The organism is Pseudomonas sp. B611 (assembly GCF_055407965.1).
Window position 1 is genome coordinate 1,021,485 of the sequence record NZ_JBUZST010000001.1, and the last position, 15,537, is coordinate 1,037,021.

At 59.8% G+C, this 15,537-nt stretch carries 16 protein-coding genes; 9 read left to right on the top strand and 7 right to left on the bottom strand.

Annotated features, from left to right (window positions below):
* Positions 1-53 precede the first annotated feature (53 nt).
* Positions 54-860 carry a TatD family hydrolase gene (locus ACZRMO_RS04840; protein WP_463972081.1) on the bottom strand — a complete coding sequence of 269 codons (807 nt, stop codon included), beginning with the start codon at positions 858-860 and terminating at the stop codon, positions 54-56.
* Positions 861-1,096: 236 nt separating this feature from the next.
* Here ACZRMO_RS04840 and ACZRMO_RS04845 point away from each other — a divergent pair, with 236 nt between their 5' ends.
* The 3 genes from ACZRMO_RS04845 (at position 1,097) to ACZRMO_RS04855 (ending at position 3,617) form a co-directional block, all read left to right on the top strand.
* Positions 1,097-2,518 carry an MltF family protein gene (locus ACZRMO_RS04845; RefSeq protein ID WP_463972082.1) on the top strand — a complete coding sequence of 474 codons (1,422 nt, stop codon included), beginning with the start codon at positions 1,097-1,099 and terminating at the stop codon, positions 2,516-2,518.
* Between the two features lie 104 nt (positions 2,519-2,622).
* Entirely contained in the window at positions 2,623-3,057 is a 435-nt protein-coding gene (locus ACZRMO_RS04850; RefSeq protein ID WP_463972083.1) for a DoxX family protein, read from the top strand.
* Between the two features lie 251 nt (positions 3,058-3,308).
* The gene (locus tag ACZRMO_RS04855) at positions 3,309-3,617 is read left to right on the top strand and encodes a hypothetical protein (protein WP_026136480.1); all 309 of its coding nucleotides are present in this window, start codon (positions 3,309-3,311) and stop codon (positions 3,615-3,617) included.
* A gap of 6 nt (positions 3,618-3,623) precedes the next feature.
* On the opposite strand, the gene ACZRMO_RS04860 is transcribed toward ACZRMO_RS04855, so the two are convergent.
* From ACZRMO_RS04860 to ACZRMO_RS04870, 3 genes are read right to left on the bottom strand one after another with little or no spacing between them, the layout of a single operon-like run.
* Positions 3,624-5,324, bottom strand: a complete 1,701-nt coding sequence (locus ACZRMO_RS04860) for a Gldg family protein (RefSeq protein WP_463972084.1) — start codon at positions 5,322-5,324, stop codon at positions 3,624-3,626.
* A gap of 15 nt (positions 5,325-5,339) precedes the next feature.
* A complete protein-coding gene (locus ACZRMO_RS04865; RefSeq protein WP_463972085.1) occupies positions 5,340-6,065 on the bottom strand; it encodes an ABC transporter permease subunit in 726 nt (241 codons plus the stop codon).
* The gene (locus ACZRMO_RS04870; RefSeq protein ID WP_463972128.1) at positions 6,062-6,988 is read right to left on the bottom strand and encodes an ABC transporter ATP-binding protein; all 927 of its coding nucleotides are present in this window, start codon (positions 6,986-6,988) and stop codon (positions 6,062-6,064) included. Before ACZRMO_RS04870 ends, ACZRMO_RS04865 begins: the two co-directional genes overlap by 4 nt.
* 253 nt (positions 6,989-7,241) lie before the next feature.
* On the opposite strand from ACZRMO_RS04870, the gene ACZRMO_RS04875 reads away from it, so the two are divergent.
* On the top strand, positions 7,242-8,342 hold the full coding sequence (locus tag ACZRMO_RS04875) for a hypothetical protein (protein ID WP_463972086.1): 1,101 nt from the start codon (positions 7,242-7,244) through the stop codon (positions 8,340-8,342).
* A gap of 155 nt (positions 8,343-8,497) precedes the next feature.
* The gene (greB, locus tag ACZRMO_RS04880; RefSeq protein WP_017734429.1) at positions 8,498-8,971 is read left to right on the top strand and encodes a transcription elongation factor GreB; all 474 of its coding nucleotides are present in this window, start codon (positions 8,498-8,500) and stop codon (positions 8,969-8,971) included.
* Positions 8,972-9,014: 43 nt separating this feature from the next.
* Here greB and ACZRMO_RS04885 read toward each other — a convergent pair whose 3' ends face one another.
* Both ACZRMO_RS04885 and ACZRMO_RS04890 read right to left on the bottom strand, forming a co-directional pair.
* Entirely contained in the window at positions 9,015-11,525 is a 2,511-nt protein-coding gene (locus ACZRMO_RS04885; RefSeq protein WP_463972087.1) for an ABC transporter permease, read from the bottom strand.
* Positions 11,525-12,208 (bottom strand): ABC transporter ATP-binding protein, encoded by a 684-nt coding sequence (locus ACZRMO_RS04890; protein WP_005786391.1) that lies wholly within the window; start codon positions 12,206-12,208, stop codon positions 11,525-11,527. Before ACZRMO_RS04890 ends, ACZRMO_RS04885 begins: the two co-directional genes overlap by 1 nt.
* Positions 12,209-12,218: 10 nt before the next feature.
* Between ACZRMO_RS04890 and ACZRMO_RS04895 the strand changes: the two genes are divergently transcribed.
* The 3 genes from ACZRMO_RS04895 to ACZRMO_RS04905 all read left to right on the top strand — a co-directional run bounded on the left by ACZRMO_RS04895 (position 12,219) and on the right by ACZRMO_RS04905 (position 14,229).
* Positions 12,219-12,824: an arylesterase gene (locus tag ACZRMO_RS04895; protein ID WP_124527134.1), complete on the top strand. Its 606-nt coding sequence runs from the start codon at positions 12,219-12,221 to the stop codon at positions 12,822-12,824.
* Between the two features lie 58 nt (positions 12,825-12,882).
* A complete protein-coding gene (locus ACZRMO_RS04900) occupies positions 12,883-13,173 on the top strand; it encodes a hypothetical protein (RefSeq protein WP_192298733.1) in 291 nt (96 codons plus the stop codon).
* 87 nt (positions 13,174-13,260) lie between these two features.
* The gene (locus ACZRMO_RS04905; RefSeq protein WP_463972088.1) at positions 13,261-14,229 is read left to right on the top strand and encodes a L,D-transpeptidase family protein; all 969 of its coding nucleotides are present in this window, start codon (positions 13,261-13,263) and stop codon (positions 14,227-14,229) included.
* A 136-nt stretch (positions 14,230-14,365) separates the two neighbouring features.
* On the opposite strand, the gene oprI is transcribed toward ACZRMO_RS04905, so the two are convergent.
* Positions 14,366-14,617, bottom strand: coding sequence for an outer membrane lipoprotei OprI (oprI, locus tag ACZRMO_RS04910; protein WP_003172710.1), 252 nt, complete (start codon positions 14,615-14,617; stop codon positions 14,366-14,368).
* Between the two features lie 611 nt (positions 14,618-15,228).
* On the opposite strand from oprI, the gene ACZRMO_RS04915 reads away from it, so the two are divergent.
* Positions 15,229-15,510, top strand: coding sequence for a GNAT family N-acetyltransferase (locus ACZRMO_RS04915; RefSeq protein WP_003233387.1), 282 nt, complete (start codon positions 15,229-15,231; stop codon positions 15,508-15,510).
* Positions 15,511-15,537 lie beyond the last annotated feature (27 nt).

Sequence of the window (15,537 nt, forward strand, 5' to 3'; positions counted from 1 at the left end):
ATTATTGTGCCGCTATTCAGAAAAGCGCTTTTGACATGGGTCAATGCGCCGCATTACTCCACGCTGGGCAAGTCAAAAAATGCGCGGGCACAGACGCTGCTGTGCTCGGCCAGGTCTTCAACGGTCTCGTTGCGGTGCAGGGCGACTTCACGCAGCACTTCGGGCAGATAGGCCGGTTCGTTGCGGCCGTTTTTCGGCTTGGGCCGCAGGGTGCGCGGCAGCAGGTAGGGCGCATCGCTTTCCAGCATCAGGCGGCCCCGGGGAATTTCCCTGACCAGTGGGTGCAGGTGCGTCCCACGGCGCTCGTCGCAGATCCAGCCGGTGATGCCGATGTGCAAATCCAGGTCGAGGTAGCTGAACAGCGCCTGCTGTTCGCCAGTGAAGCAATGCACCACCGCGGCGGTCAGGTGGTCACGGTAGTCCTTGAGGATGTCCAGCAGGCGCTGATTGGCGTCACGTTCGTGGAGAAACACCGGCAGTTGCAGCTCGACCGCCAGGGCCAGGTGTTCTTCGAGGACTTTTTCCTGCTGCGGGCGGGGCGAGAAATCCCGATTGAAATCCAGCCCGCATTCGCCCACCGCACGCACACGGTTTTCGCTGAGTAGACCGCGCAAGCGCCGGGCGCTGTCGCTGTTCCAGTCGCTGGCGGAGTGGGGGTGGATGCCGGCGGTGCTGAACAGGCGTTGGCCGCTTTCATCGAGTTTTACGCAGAGTTCCAGGGCCTGTTCGCTGCCGTCGAGGCTGGTGCCGGTGAGGATCAATTGTTGCACGCCAGCGGCGTAGGCACGGTCGAGTACGGCCTGGTGCTTCTCGTCGAAACTGGGGTTGGTCAGGTTGACGCCGATATCAATGAGTTGCATGGTGCTATCTCCGCCTGCGGCCGGAAAGCATATCAGAGCTGTAGATTTATAAGAAAAACGAAGAACTACAATGAGTTATCGCTGTCTTTGAACGTCGCAAGTGACATCGTGGTTGGCCGTATGCTTTTCCCTGTGTCACCGTTGCGCGTCTTGCCAGCGCTTAAAGCGCTCTGTTTCTGACCCCCACCGCCTCGTTTTTCGCGAGGGCGTTGGCCAGTATTCTTACCGGAGAGCGGATGATCCGACCCTCGGCGTTGCTTATGTTGTGCCTGACGTTGCTGCTGCCCATGGCGGCGGTTGCGCGTCTCGACGGGCCGCTGGAAGTGACCAAGCCTGGCAAGGTCCGTGACCTGGCGGAAATTCGCTCCAGCCGTACCCTGCGCGTATTGGTCAACCAGAGCCGCAACAGTTCCGGCGAAGTGCAAGGCCAGGCCATCGGCGTCGAATACCATCGCCTGCGCGCCTTTGAGCAATACCTCAACGGCCACGCCCGTGATGGCCAGGAGATCAACCTCAAGATCATTCCCAAGGCCAAGGACCAGTTGCTCGGCGCCCTGGCCCGTGGCGAAGGTGACTTGGTCGCCCCTGGTGAACTGCTCGACGTCAAGGCTGCCCACAAGATCAGCACCAGTGACCCGATTGCCAGCGGCGTACCGTTATGGCTGGTGGGGGTGAAAGGCGAACGGCGGTTTACCAAGCTGGAGCAACTGTCCGGGCGCACCTTGGCGCTGACCACCGGCAGTGCGGCGGCGGACGCCATCAGCCAGGTCAACCAGAAGCTGGCACTGCACAAGCAGCCGCCGGTAAAAGTGGAATGGGTTGATCCGACCCTGGCCGTGGAAGATGTGCTGGAGATGGTCCACGCGGGTATTTTCCACCTGACCATTGTGGAGAAACCGATTGCCGAACGGTGGTCGAAAATCCTGCCCAAGCTGCGCTTCGACAAGCAGGTGGTCATCAGCGAGCCGGGCGACGAGTACTGGTTTGTGCGCCAGGATGCGTCGATGTTGCGGGCGAGCATTGATCGATTCCTCAAGACCTATCACACGCCTTCCGACCAGGATGTGGCGTTCCAGCGTATCTACCGCCGCCTTTATCAAGTGCGCAACCCGCTGGCGCGTGTCGACCGCCAACGCCTGGAAAAACTACGTCCGGTCTTGCAAAAACACGCCCGCGAGCAGGGCATGGACTGGCTGAACCTTGCGGCGCTGGCCTTCAAGGAGTCCGCCCTCGACCCCGGTGCACGCAACAGCGGCGGGCCCACGGGGCTGATGCAGATCACCCCGTCGGCGGCGCAGCGGGTGGGTGTCAACAACATCGAAAGCCTGGACAGCAATGTGCAGGCGGGCGCTCGCTACCTGGCGATGATTCGCCGCAAATTCTTCGCCAGCCCCAAGCTCAACGAGCGCGAGCGCATGGCGTTTGTCTTGGCGGCTTACAACATGGGCCCGGAGCGGGTGCAGGGGATGCGCACCGAGGCCAAGCGTCGGGGGCTGAACCCCAACCAGTGGTTCTTCCAGGTTGAGCGCATTGCCATGGAGCAGGTGGGAATGGGCAGCGTCAGCTATGTTAATAGCGTCAACAAGTACTACTTGGCATTCGATCGGGAGCGGGAGTCCCTGGAGCCACCGGTACCGAAAATCGCCTCACGGAAGTAATCGATTTAATCGATATTAATCAGGCATTTTTTCGGCTTTTAACATTCCATAAACTGATTAATATAGCGGCCAACCAACCCCCTACATCGAAAAGGATTACCCCCATGAGCCCGCTGATCAAAAGCCTGCTGTCCACCCGCGCCGGTTACGGCCTGACCATTCTGCGTATTGTTGTCGGCGTGATTTTTGCCGCCCACGGTTCGCAGAAACTCTTCGGCTGGTTTGGCGGCTATGGTCTGGCAGGCACTGCCCAGTGGATGGAAAGCATCGGCCTGGCGCCGGGTACCCTGATGGCACTGTTGTCCGGCGGTACTGAATTTTTTGCCGGCCTGGCACTGATCATTGGTTTGCTGGTGCGCCCAGCGGCCTTGGGCCTGACCATTCTGTCGGTGGTCGCGATCCTTTCGGTGCATATCCACAACGGTCTGTTCATGGCCAACAACGGTTATGAGTTTGCGCTGGCCTTGCTGGGCGGCTCGCTGGCCGTGTTGTTCGAAGGTGCCGGCAAGCTGTCTGCCGACCGCGCTATCGCCAACTGAGCCACCTGCAACACCCTGTCCAGGCCCGCCATGTGCGGGCCTTTTCGTTGCGCGCAATTCTTGACATGGCCCCGTCGGCTTCTCTAGGATGCCCGCTCATGCGCCGATTTAAACAGCTAATTGCGGGGCGCCATGGGTGACTGTTATCGGTCCCGATAGAAGCAATCACTTTGCTTCGAAATTCCGCTAAAGCGCTGGTTCGGTGTTGCCTCTCACCTGCCCGCAGACTTTTGAGGCAGAGACACGACACGATGACAGCACTACGCCCCCTCATACGCTTGGCCCCGATCACCGCTGACCTGACTCAGCGCAACCCGAAAATCCTCCTGGGCGGCAAACACCAGCCGACGCTGCTGCGTTACCTGGATGGCTGGCCACGTCGCACCGGCCGGCCTTCGGCGTTCCTGATCCAGTTTGTCGAAGACGGCGATTCCCTCGCCCGTTTTGCCAATAACAGCTTTGACCTTGCGGTCATCCAGGCACCCAGCGCCGCTGACGCCGATGAGGTGATCCGTCACCTGACACGCGTTGCCAGGCAAGGGCTGATCGCGCGTCGCTAAGTCGTTTCACGGTGTTACGTGTCGACGCCGTTGTCGCAGATACAGGCCCCAGGCCGTCAGGCAAAGCAGTATGGGTATCGGTGCGCTTACCCCCAGCTTGACGTTTTGTACCAGGCGATCCAGCGGCGCATAAACCGCCACTTTCAGTGCATGCAGTTCCATCGCCAGGCGCAGGCGTTCCTTGTTGTGTGCCTGTAATTGGGCATTGGTATTGACGGTTTCGGTACCCAAGGTTGTTACGGCTGGGTTCAAGCGCTGCCATTCGTATTCTGTTTGCGCCAGGCGTCGCTCCAGTTCGCTTGCCTGTTCCTGGTAGGCGCGGGCGGTGGCCTTGCGTTGGTTCTCCAGGCTATGCAGTGTGTATTGCGTCGGTGGCCGTGGGCGTATGTCGGCAAGCGCCTGAGGCGCTGCCAGGTTATCCAATGTGTTCAATATAAACAGGCTGTTGCTGTGAGGCGTCAATCGGGTTGACGGGCGCATGAGCACGTCTGTGTCGGCCACCACCACTACTTGAATCTGCGCCGCCTTCTGCAATCCGGGAGCCTGGCCACCAATTCCGTCGGGAAACGCCGAATAGGCGGGCCCCTCAAGGCGGGCGGCGATCACATGGCGTACCCCGCTTGAAGGCGGTTCGCCAGCAGCGGGTGATTTGCCAACCCTGTCGGCTTCCAGCAATGCAGACTGCTCGGAGCTGTACAGCAGGGGGGTGAAGCGTGTGCGGTGCTTGTCGAGGGGGAAGAGGGCGCCGCTGCTCGATACGCTGACAGCGTCCAGTTTCCAGGTACTGATATCGTTTGCGGCCATTGCCTGTCTGGGCAGGCTCAGTAGGGTAGGAAAGGTCCCCGAGGGCGCTTGCGTGGTATAGCGACTGTCGATCAACACCTGGCCGGCCGGCATACGGATGCCCCAACTGGACAGCAGCGCCTCCAGTCGGGGGTTAAGGGCTTGTTGCCTTGAACCCTGTTCGCTCAGGGGGTCGATAAACATCATCAGCTTGCCACCACCCAATACAAATTGATCAATCGCGTACAAGGTCTGTTCAGATAGCGCACGGGGGTGCACCAGCATGAGCGTTTTGATTTGCGCGGGCACACGGCGCACGCTCGGTTCCAGCTCTACCACGTTCAAGTGTCGCTGCAGGTCCTGTAGCAGGGGGCCGGCCAGTTCCTTGATGGGTAGCCCGGATAGCAGGCCGATGGCAGGCGGTTGCGGGTGGAGTAACTGGCTGATCAAGTGGCTGATTTCATACTCCAGCAACGCTGCACGGTCGGCGCTGAACGACGTGATGCGTTGCGCGGGCTGGCCGTCTCGGGTGCCAATGAGGCCAAAGAATCCCGCTTCGTCATCAAGCCCATAGAGCCCTGCCCTGTAGGCGTCCTCTGAAAAAGCGCCTGGGTCGATAATGTGCAGATTGATCATGCCCTGTGCCGCTACTTCGAACGCCTTGAGCGTTTCTTCTACACGCTTGGCGTAGCGTTGGGTGGCCTGGCTTTTTTTCGGGTGACCGTTTGAATTGAAGTAGTAAAGATCCAGCGGACTGACCAGGGACTCCAGTAGTTGCTGTACGGGCGCCGACAGAGTATTGGTTTTCGAGTGTGAGGCGTCCCAGCGCAGATCAGGCAGCTTACCGGCCCACACCAGGTTAAAGGCCAGGAAAACCAACAGTAGGACCACCAGTGTCATGCCGGCGTGCAGTGCGGATCGCATTGAGAACGCTCCCTCTCAGCTGTTTTTGTAGTTGAGGATGACGGTGGTCGCAGCAAGTGAGGCCACTATGACGCTGATAAAGTAAAGACAGTCTCGAAGAACAATGACGCCGTGATCAATGTGAGTGAAACGTGACAGTGGGCTTAAGGACGCCACACTATCGATTATCCAGATCGGGGCTTGGTGCTCCAGCGCATCAAGTACGCTGGAGAGTCCGCTGATCATCAGCAGAATGCTTAAGGTTAGTATGAATATAACCAGATGATGACGGCTCAGGGCGCATATAAAACAGCCGATGGAAAGATAACTTCCGGCGAGCAGCCAGCTGGCCAGATATTGCGTGGCAATCACGGTGTTGTCTGCGTCCCCTAAAAGGTTGACCATCACTACAATGGGTAGCGTCAATGCCAGCGTCATTGCAGTTATGACCCAGGCTGCGAGGAATTTACCGATGACCAATTCCGCATTTGTCACCGGCAGTGTGATGAGTAATTCGCTAAGGCCCGTTTCATGTTCGTCGGCCCAGAGTTGTATAGAGAGTGCGGGAATTAATAGCAGATACAGCCAGGGGTGCAATTGAAAGAAGTCTTGCAGGTCCGTGCTGTTTCGCTCCAGTAACTGACTGTTGTGTAGTCCAAGCGTAGTTGAGAGTGTCAGAAAGACTGCGATGTTCAGGTAGGTTGCTGGAGCGCAGAGGTAGCGGGCAAGTTGGCGCTTGATAATAGACGGCAGCATATTCAAAAGGACGCCCCTTGGCTCAAGTGGTGGACGACGTCGTTCAGGCGGCCAGGCTCCAGGTTCAGCGCCGTTATTTGCCAGCCGCGTTTGGCAATCAGGGCGCTGATCGGGGGGTAGATAGCGTGGCCTGGCATGGCGAGAACGGTGACGGTGCCAGGGCTGTGGCGATCCTCTTCGATGCCGGCAACACCCGGCAGTACGGCCAACGCCAACAGGTCCAGCGGCGTATCCGCTGCCAGGGTGACTGCCCTGTAGTACCGAGAGCTGCGCTGGAGTTCGGACATGGGGGTGTCTGCCAGGAGGCGGCCCCCGCCAATGACCAGGGCGCGGGTGCAGATTCCCGACAACGCATCACAATCCCGGGTGGCGACAATCACGGTCATCTCTTCGGCCAACGTTTGGATGAGCGTGCGAATTTTGCACTGCTGATACGGGGACAGGCCCTCGGTGGGCTCATCCAGCAACAGTACGCCGGGGTCATGCAAGATGGCTTGCGCCAGCGCAACCTTGCGTTGCAACCCCATGGGGAGTGCGTTGAGCGGCTCGTTGAGTACGGCCGACAGCTCCAATTGCATGGTGATCCGGTCAAGGCGTTTGCGTTTTTCGGCGCCGCAGAACCTGCGAAAAGTGGCGATAAGGTTGAGGAAACCTGCGACAGGCATCGTCGAACGGTTGATGCCGGGCTCAGGCTGGTAGCCTACGGCCTGGGCTACTTGCAGCCGATGGGTTCGGGTATTGAAACCCAGTATGCTCACGTGCCCGGAACAGGGTTTGAGCAGGCCGGCCATCAGCTTCAGGAGTGTCGTTTTACCCGCGCCTCCATGCCCGAACAAACCTATGCATTCTTGGCCTTGGGCCACCAATGAAAGATCGTTGATAACATGCTGTTTGCCCAGTTTTTTGGTTAGGTTACTTATCTCGATCATTATGCTTTTCTGCTGCATTAGTTTCGCAATATATATGAAGAGGCAAGCGCTTTGGTTGACGTGTGTCGGGGCTCGGGTTAAAAAATAGTACGTCCAATGCAGGGGGTTGGAAACGCGCAGGGGATGAATAAGATTACTCCTACGTTCAGGCTTGCAGCTCGCTGAAACAATTGTTTTCTGAGTAGTGCTTGATGGCGGAATGTTTATTTGGTGTTTATTTTAAGTTTATTAATTGGCGCGAGGCCCAACAACCATGATGCTTCTACGTACCCTTGTTCTTGCGCACTCCGGTGCGGATGCGCCGATCAATGGCGCACTGCTTTGTGGTTTTGCCGTGCCTCAGATCAGTTCAAACTTTCTGGTGTATAGCCTGGATGAAGAGGCTGAGCCGGGTAGTTCCCGGGTATATATCGCAGCCTTGCGTAAGAAACTTGAGCGTTATTATTTGGGCGGTGTCGATGTGCAAGCAGATTTGCAATTGGCGATGCAGGTATTCAAGCAGATATTGACGTGGGCGGCCTCTGGGGTGAAAGCCAGTGGCGTTGCCGATACCCAGATTCCTTATCACTTCGTCGACTTGAAAGGCTGCAAGTTACCCCCGGCACGGCCTGAGGATCACCACTCCCTGATCATCAAGAAAGCCCTGGTGATGAAAGTCATTACCTTGGGAACATCGGCTCCCGCGTCACCCGCTATTGAAAGCTCTGCTGTGGTAGTGCCTTCCATTCGTTTCTCTTCTCAAATGGTATCTCCGCCCCAGGCCGCGAGCAGGCCTGAACCGCCCCAGCCGGCGATGCTTGAGCCGCCGGCTGAGGTTCCCCGTACACCTTTGCCACTGAGCGAGCCGCCATTTGAAACGCTGGGCGCGTCAATTGAGGCTCCGTCATTGTTTGAGGTGGATAGCACGCTGACCAGCCTTGCGCGCGTCGCCCAGGAGCTGACCCAACAGAAAATGGTGGCACTCAAGAAAGAGGCAGCACTTGAGCAGTGGCAAGTTCAACTGCAGCAAGGCCAGGCTGAGCTTGAGCAAAAGCGCCAGGAGTTGGCGAGCCGAACCCAGGAAAACGAGACCGCCCTGCAAATGCGGACACAGGCCTTGGAGAATCGTGAAGGTCGCTTGGCGAGTGCCTCGGCTGTCTATCAGCAGGCGCAGCAGCAGATGGATGAGCGAGCCGATGCCCTTGAGAAGCGTGTCGCCCAAGTACACGCCCAGGAATTGGTAGTTCATCGCAAAGGCGAGCAGTTGGCAGCCATGCTTTTGCAGTTTTCCAGTTTGCGCCAACGTCTGCAGGTCATACTTCCTGAGTTGGATCAAGTGGTGGGCGACTTCGACAGTACCGAGCGGGCGCAATAGATGATCGATCCTCGTTCGATGTCGACGTGATGCAGTTTGTCCGCAGGCCTGGCTACTTTCCCCTGTTCATTTATCATCAGGCTCTGTTTGCCGGCGCCATGCCTTGATGCAATGGCGTAGTGGGGTCAATGAGCATTTTCCGGGGATGAAGGCGTTTGAGCACCAAGCTGATTACCAAAGAAGGTCATGAAGCGCTGAAAAAAGAGTTGGATTACCTGTGGCGGGAAAAGCGCCCGGATACCACACGCAAAGTGACGTGGGCGGCGTCCCTGGGGGATCGCAGCGAGAACGCGGACTACCAGTACAACAAGAAGCTGCTGCGTGAGATCGACCGTCGCGTGCGCTACCTGCGCAAGCGCCTGGAAGACATGCGCGTGGTGGAATACATGCCGGAGCAGGAAGGGCGGGTATTTTTCGGCGCCTGGGTCGATATTGAAAACGAGCAAGGCGAGACCAAGCGTTTTCGCATCGTGGGCTATGACGAGATCTATGACCGGATGGATTACATCTCCATCGATTCACCCATGGCCAGGGCGCTGCTGCGCAAGGAAGTCGACGACGAGGCCATGGTGCAGACGCCCAGTGGCGAAGCCTGCTGGTGGATTACCGCGATCGAGTATGTGAAGTAGGCCAGGACGGCCCGTACCTGGGAGGGTACGGGCCGTCGGCGTGTCAGCCTTCGCGCAGCACGGTCAGTGGGCTGGCGTTCAATGCGCGGCGTGTGCCGAACACGCCGGCAGCGCCGATCAACACGGCACCCAGCACCGGCAGCAGCAACAGCCACGGGTGAGGGTGCCAGGCCAGGTCAAAGGCATAACGGTACAGCACCAGCGTCACCAGCTCCGTCCCCAGCGCCGCCAGCAACCCGCTGACCGCGCCCAGCAAGCCGAACTCGATACGCCGTGCCTTGATCAGCAGTTTGCGCTCTGCTCCCAGTGCCCGCAGCAATGCGCCCTGGCGGATTCGCTCATCCAGGGTGGCCTGCAAGCCGGAGAACAGCACCGCCATCCCGGCTGCCAATACAAACAACAGGACGTACTCCACCGCCAAGGTTACCTGGGCGAGGATGCTGCGTAATTGCTCCAGCAAGGCTTCGACTTGCAGGATGGTCACCGCCGGGAAAGCCCGGGACAAATCGACGATCTGTTGGTCATGCCCAGGGGCCAGGTAGAAGCTGGTCAGGTAGGTGGCAGGCAGGTCCTTCAGGGTGCCTGGCTGGAAGATCATGAAGAAGTTGGGCTGGAAGTTATCCCAATTGATGGTCCGCAAGCTGGTGACGCGCGCCTCGCGGTTTTCCCCGGCGACGGTAAACACCAGGTGGTCATTGAGCTTGAGCTTGAGGCTTTCAGCGACCTTGGCTTCTACCGATACCCCGGGAATCTCATCCGTTGGCTGCGGCGACCACCAGGCACCGGACGTCAGGACGTTACCCGGTGGCAGGTCGGCGGCCCACGTCAGGCTCAGGTCGCGCTGCACGGCACGGTCTCCGCTGGAGTCCTTGCTGACAATTGCCTGCACCGCTTCGCCATTGATACTGATCAGGCGCCCTGGGACCACCGGGTACAGCGGCGCCGATTGGGCCTGCAAGGCCAGCAGGCGAGCACTGAAGGCTTCGGTGTCGGCGGGCAGGATATTCAGCGCGAAATAGTTGGGGGCGTCCTTGGGCAACTGGTTTTGCCAGGTGTCGAGCAGCTCGCCACGCAACAGGGCGATCAGCCCCATCGACAGCAGGATCAGGCCAAACGCCAGGGATTGGCCGGCTGCCGCCAGCGGGTGGCGCAGCAATTGGCCCAGGCCCAGGCGCCACGGCAGTGATGCGCGCGCCAGCAGCTTGCGCAGGCTTTGCAGCAACAGCAGGAGCAAGCCACCGAGGATCAGTGCAGCAATCACGCCGCCGCCGAGCAAGGCGAACGTCAGCACCAGGTCGAGGCTCAGGCGCCACATGATCAGGCCCAGGGCGAACAGCGCCGCGCCGTAGACCATCCAGGTGCTGGAGGCGATGGGGAGCAGGTCACGACGCAACACGCGCAGCGGCGGTACGCGGCCCAGCGCGGCCAGTGGCGGCAGGGCGAAACCGGCGAGGGCGACGAGCCCGGTGCCGATCCCGGCGACGGCTGGCAACAACCCGCCGGGCGGTACGTCCGCCGGCAGCAGATCATGCAGGAAGTAAAACAGGCCAAATTGCGCCAGCCAGCCGAGCAGGGCGCCCGTCAGGCTCGCCAGCAGGCCGAGCACGCTCAGTTGCAGGCTGAACAGCAGCATGGTTTCGCGGCGCGACAAGCCGAGGCAGCGCAGCAGTGCGCTGGCGTCGAAGCGGCGGCTGGCGAAGCGGTTGGCCGACAGCGCCACGGCCACGCCGGCCAGCAGTACGGCGACCAGGCTGGCCATGTTCAAGTAGCGTTCGGCCTTGCCCAGGGCGCCGCCGATCTGCTGGTTGCCGTCCCGCGAGTCCTGCAGGCGCTGGTTGGCGGCGAGGCCTGGCTTGACCAGGTCGCGATAGGTTTGCAGCACCGTACTGTCGGGTGGCGCGCGCCACAGTTCGCGGTAGCTGACGCGGCTGCCGGGCTGGACCACGCCGGTGGCGTCCAGGTCGGCCAGGTTGATCATCACGCGTGGCGTAAGGCTGTAGAAGTTGCCGGCGCGGTCGGGCTCATAGGTCAGGATGCGGGCCAGGCGCAGGGTCTTCATGCCCACGTCGATGCTGTCGCCGACTTTCAGGCTCAGCGCCGTCAGCAGGCGCGCTTCCACCCAGGCTTCACCGGGTTTCGGGCCGCCACCTGGGGTTTCCTCGGCGAAGGGCTCGGCTGCGCTTTTCAGTTCGCCACGCAGTGGGTACTGCTCGTTGACCGCCTTGATGCTGGAGAGCTGGATACCGTTGTCGGTGGCGATAACGCTGGAAAACTCGACGATGCGCGCATGGTCGAGACCCAGTTCGGTGCCGGACCTGATTTGTTCGGGACGCGCTGGCGAGCTGCCTTCGAGCACCAGGTCGGCCCCCAGGAACTCGGTGGCGCGCAACAGCATGGCGCCATTGAGGCGCGCACCGAAGTAGCCGATGGCAGTGCTGGCGGACACCGCCACCAGCAAGGCGAAGAACAACACGCGCAATTCACCGGCGCGAGCATCGCGCAGTAATTGGCGCATGGCCAGGCTGAACAGACGCAATAGCGGCAAACGTGCCATCAAGGCTCCAGGGGCGCGACCATCAGGCCGGCTTCAAGGCGGATCAGGCGTCGGCAGCGGTGTGCCAGGCGCTCGTCGTGGGTGACCAGCACCAGGGTCGTGCCGCTCTCTTTATTGAGCTCGAACAGCAGGTCGCTGATGCGCTCGCCGGTGTGGCTGTCGAGGTTGCCGGTGGGTTCATCGGCAAACAGCACGTCCGGTTCGGCGGCGAAGGCGCGGGCAATCGCCACGCGTTGCTGCTCGCCACCGGACAGTTGGCGTGGCGAGTGGGTCAGGCGTTGGCCCAGGCCGACACGTTCGAGCAGGTGCCGGGCGCGCTCGCGGGCGTCTTTGCGGCCATCCAGCTCCAGCGGCAGCATGACGTTTTCGAGGGCGTTGAGGCTGTCGAGCAGTTGGAACGACTGGAAGACAAAACCCACGTGTTCGGCGCGGATACGTGCGCGCTGGTCTTCGTCCAGCGTACTGAGGGCTTGGCCGGCGAGGGTGACTTCGCCACTGCTGGGCAGGTCGAGGCCGGCCAGCAGGCCGAGAAGGGTGGATTTGCCGGAACCGGAGCTGCCGACGATAGCCAGGCTATCGCCCTTGTTCAGTTCCAGGCTCAGTTCGTGCAGGATAGTCAGTTCACCTTCCGCGCTGGGAACCACTTTGCTAAGGTTCCGCGCGGTGAGAATGCTTGCGCCCATGGAGAATCCGATGCGAATGTGGTTTTTGAGTGCTGGCCTGGCCTTGATGTGCGTGGCCCAGGGCGCAGCGGCGGGTACAGTCCTGATCGTTGGCGATAGTATCAGTGCCGGTTTCGGCCTGGATACCAGCAAAGGGTGGGTCGCGCTGCTCGAACAACGGCTCAAGCGCGAAGGTTTCGACGATAAAGTAGTCAATGCCTCCATCAGCGGCGACACCAGTGCGGGGGGCCTCGCGCGGCTGCCGGCGGCGCTTGCAGAGCATAAACCGGAACTGGTGATCATCGAGCTGGGCGGCAATGACGGCCTGCGTGGTCAGCCTCCGGCGCAATTGCAACAAAATCTTGCCTCGATGATTGACCAGTCCAAGGCCATCGGCGCCAAGGTGCTGTTGCTCGGTATGCAATTGCCACCCAACTACGGCCCGCGCTACACCAACGCCTTTGCCGAAGTGTACGGTAGCCTGGCCAAGGAAAAAGCCGTGCCGCTGGTGCCGTTTTTCCTTGAAGGTATCGGTGGTCACCCGGAGTTGATGCAGGCTGACGGGCTGCACCCGGCAGTCGGCGCCCAGGGCAAGTTGCTGGAAAATGTCTGGCCGACGCTAAAACCGCTGTTATGACGCTTTTCTACCGGCAGGCTTTCGGCTAAGGTGGCGCCCCCCCGATCTGGAGCCCCCGATGTCACGCCCTGCCTGGTCCCTGTTCAACTACCAACTGATCGAGCCTGACGAGCAGCTGGATCTGTTCGCCTGCCAGGAAGTCCGGGTGCATCTGGTGGCACGCCAATTGGAGCTGGGCGGCACGATTGACCGCACGCTATGTGGCACCTTGCTGCCAGCCCAGCCGCGCTGGTCATCGGTGGACCGTGCGATTTTCCAGGACCAGCGGCTGTGCCCGTTGTGCCGGGCGATCCTCGAGTCCCAGAAGCGCGGCACTCCGCTGATCTGGCCGGAGCTGCGCTTCGAGTAGCCGAGGGGGGGCAGGTTGATGCTCCCGGCGTGCTTCACGTATACAATCAGTTTTTTCCTACCCGTCGTTCTGCGAAGGATTTTCCGGATGTTCTCGCGCCTCTCCGTCGTCACCTGCTGCCTGTCCCTTGCCGCCCTGTGCGTGGCCGGCCCTGCGGCAGCCCTGCAGTTACCGTTGCCGCCACCGGGTGAAGACATCGTGGGGCAGGTCCAGGTGATCAAGGCCAAGTACGAAGATACCTTTGCCGACCTGGGCACCACCTATGACCTGGGCTACTCGGAGATGGTCGCGGCCAACCCGGGCGTGGATGCCTGGCTGCCGGGTGCCGGCACCGAGATTGTGTTGCCGACGCGCTTCATCCTGCCCCCCGGCCCACGGGAAGGCATCGTGATCAACCTGGCGGAGTACCGGCTTTACTACTACCCCAAGGGGCAGAACGTCGTCTACACCTTCCCGCTGGGGATTGGTCGTGAAGGCTGGGGCTCGCCCATCGCCCATACCAGCATCATCGCGAAGACGCCGAACCCGACCTGGACGCCACCTGCGTCGATCAAGGCCGAGCACGCTGCCAATGGCGATCCGTTGCCCAACGTGGTGCCTGCCGGCCCGAACAATCCGCTAGGCCCATTCAAGTTCACCCTGGGCACGCCGGGTTACCTGATCCACGGCTCCAACATGAAATTCGGCATCGGCACGCGGACCAGCCACGGCTGCTTCCGCATGTTCAACAACAACGTACTGGAAATGGCCGGCATGGTGCCGGTGGGCACGTCGGTGCGCATCATCAACGATGCCTACAAGTTCGGCAGCAGCGGCGGCAAGGTCTACCTTGAAGCGCACACGCCGTTGAATGATGACGGCACGCCGTCGGTGGTCGATAAGCACACGGCGGTGATCAACGCCTTGCTCAAGCGTGAAGACCTGGCCAATAACCTGCGGGTGAACTGGGATCAGGTGCGGGATGTGGTCGCTGCGGAAGACGGCTTGCCGACTGAAATCGGTGTGCCTGGTGGCGCGCCGATCGCTGCCAGTGCCCCGATCGACTTGCAGCAGTAAAGCTGCCGGCTCAAAAGCCCGCCACGGCCTAGCGCTGCGGCGGGCTTTTTTATTGCCTGGGGTTCGGTACCGAATCCCAGGCAATAAAAAAGCCGACCCATAAATGGATCGGCTTGATAACAACCCCGAGGGATTATTACTTGCGGCTAGCTTTTTCAAGCATACGCAGAGCGCGCTCGTTAGCTTCGTCAGCAGTCTGTTGTGCTTTTTGAGCAGCAGCCAGAGCTTCATCAGCTTTACGGTAGGCTTCGTCTGCACGAGCCTGGGAGCGAGCTGCTGCGTCTTCAGTTGCAGTCAGACGAGCTTCGGTTTCTTTGGAGACGCTGCTGCAACCGGTAGCCAGAACTGCGGCCAGAGCCAGAGCAGAGAATTTCAGAACGTTGTTCATCGTGTTCCCCTTCAAGGACTTTCTATTAAATAGCTACTTGCTCAGAGTGAGCAAAAGCCGGCGTACATACTACCCATTACTTGTAGTAAGTAAACTGACGTAGCGCAAGAAGCAAAAAAAATTCTCGCGCCGAATCTATTTTGGCTAATCTTTTGAAGGTTTGTATAAAAACCGTTCAATTTTTTTCAATCGGATGTGCATTGGATCCCGTCTGAAAGCTACGGCCCGCATGCGTCGGGCTGGGTATATGGATAGAAATTTATATATCGGCAGCTGTTCTTTTGTTCCGCTTGGCGTTACCCCGTCTCGCATCTTTTACGCATGTAGAGGTGACTTTAAGAGCGCCTGTTCGTCTCAAGCTTCAACTGCCGGCAATGTTCAGGCTATCGATCACCGGTTGATCGATGCCCTTTCTATAACCGCCAGCGGCGGGGGGATGATGAGCGCGCCTTGAGCAATTTCAGGATTGGTGCCTACTATTCCCTACGTGCTGGTTGTGAGCGCTAGAGGTTTCTCGTTGTCGAAACCGGCACGGGGTGGCGTAGATGTTCCTTCGCCGGAAAAACATCGGTAAGGTAGGGGTCGGAATCCAAGACCCGCGAGGAGTAGTGATGAGCGAGGCGTTGTCCATCCACCATGACCAGGCTGGTCATCAGTTCGAGACCAATGTGGACGGTCATCGTGCCTACCTGACCTACATGGACCTCGGGAAGCAGACCCTGGATATCTATCGGACCTTCGTGCCCAACGCATTGCGCGGCCGGGGTATTGCAGCGGCGCTGACCGAGGAAGCCCTGAAGTTTGCCGAAGAGTCCGGCTACACGGTGATCCCGTCCTGCTCCTATGTCGAACGCTACATGGAGCGCCACCAGCGCCATGCGGCGAAGCTGTAAGGCATAAAAACAGCACCATGAAAAACG

Bases quoted from the DNA above. Each gene is read 5' to 3' on its own strand.
- ACZRMO_RS04915 (WP_003233387.1), top strand. From the start codon at position 15,229: ATGAGCGAGGCGTTGTCCATCCACCATGACCAGGCTGGTCATCAGTTC.
- ACZRMO_RS04845 (WP_463972082.1), top strand. From the start codon at position 1,097: ATGATCCGACCCTCGGCGTTGCTTATGTTGTGCCTGACGTTGCTGCTG.
- oprI (WP_003172710.1), bottom strand. From the start codon at position 14,617: ATGAACAACGTTCTGAAATTCTCTGCTCTGGCTCTGGCCGCAGTTCTG.
- ACZRMO_RS04840 (WP_463972081.1), bottom strand. From the start codon at position 860: ATGCAACTCATTGATATCGGCGTCAACCTGACCAACCCCAGTTTCGAC.
- ACZRMO_RS04850 (WP_463972083.1), top strand. From the start codon at position 2,623: ATGAGCCCGCTGATCAAAAGCCTGCTGTCCACCCGCGCCGGTTACGGC.
- ACZRMO_RS04890 (WP_005786391.1), bottom strand. From the start codon at position 12,208: ATGGGCGCAAGCATTCTCACCGCGCGGAACCTTAGCAAAGTGGTTCCC.
- ACZRMO_RS04895 (WP_124527134.1), top strand. From the start codon at position 12,219: ATGCGAATGTGGTTTTTGAGTGCTGGCCTGGCCTTGATGTGCGTGGCC.
- ACZRMO_RS04885 (WP_463972087.1), bottom strand. From the start codon at position 11,525: ATGGCACGTTTGCCGCTATTGCGTCTGTTCAGCCTGGCCATGCGCCAA.
- ACZRMO_RS04860 (WP_463972084.1), bottom strand. From the start codon at position 5,324: ATGCGATCCGCACTGCACGCCGGCATGACACTGGTGGTCCTACTGTTG.
- ACZRMO_RS04905 (WP_463972088.1), top strand. From the start codon at position 13,261: ATGTTCTCGCGCCTCTCCGTCGTCACCTGCTGCCTGTCCCTTGCCGCC.
- ACZRMO_RS04900 (WP_192298733.1), top strand. From the start codon at position 12,883: ATGTCACGCCCTGCCTGGTCCCTGTTCAACTACCAACTGATCGAGCCT.
- ACZRMO_RS04855 (WP_026136480.1), top strand. From the start codon at position 3,309: ATGACAGCACTACGCCCCCTCATACGCTTGGCCCCGATCACCGCTGAC.
- ACZRMO_RS04870 (WP_463972128.1), bottom strand. From the start codon at position 6,988: ATGATCGAGATAAGTAACCTAACCAAAAAACTGGGCAAACAGCATGTT.
- ACZRMO_RS04875 (WP_463972086.1), top strand. From the start codon at position 7,242: ATGATGCTTCTACGTACCCTTGTTCTTGCGCACTCCGGTGCGGATGCG.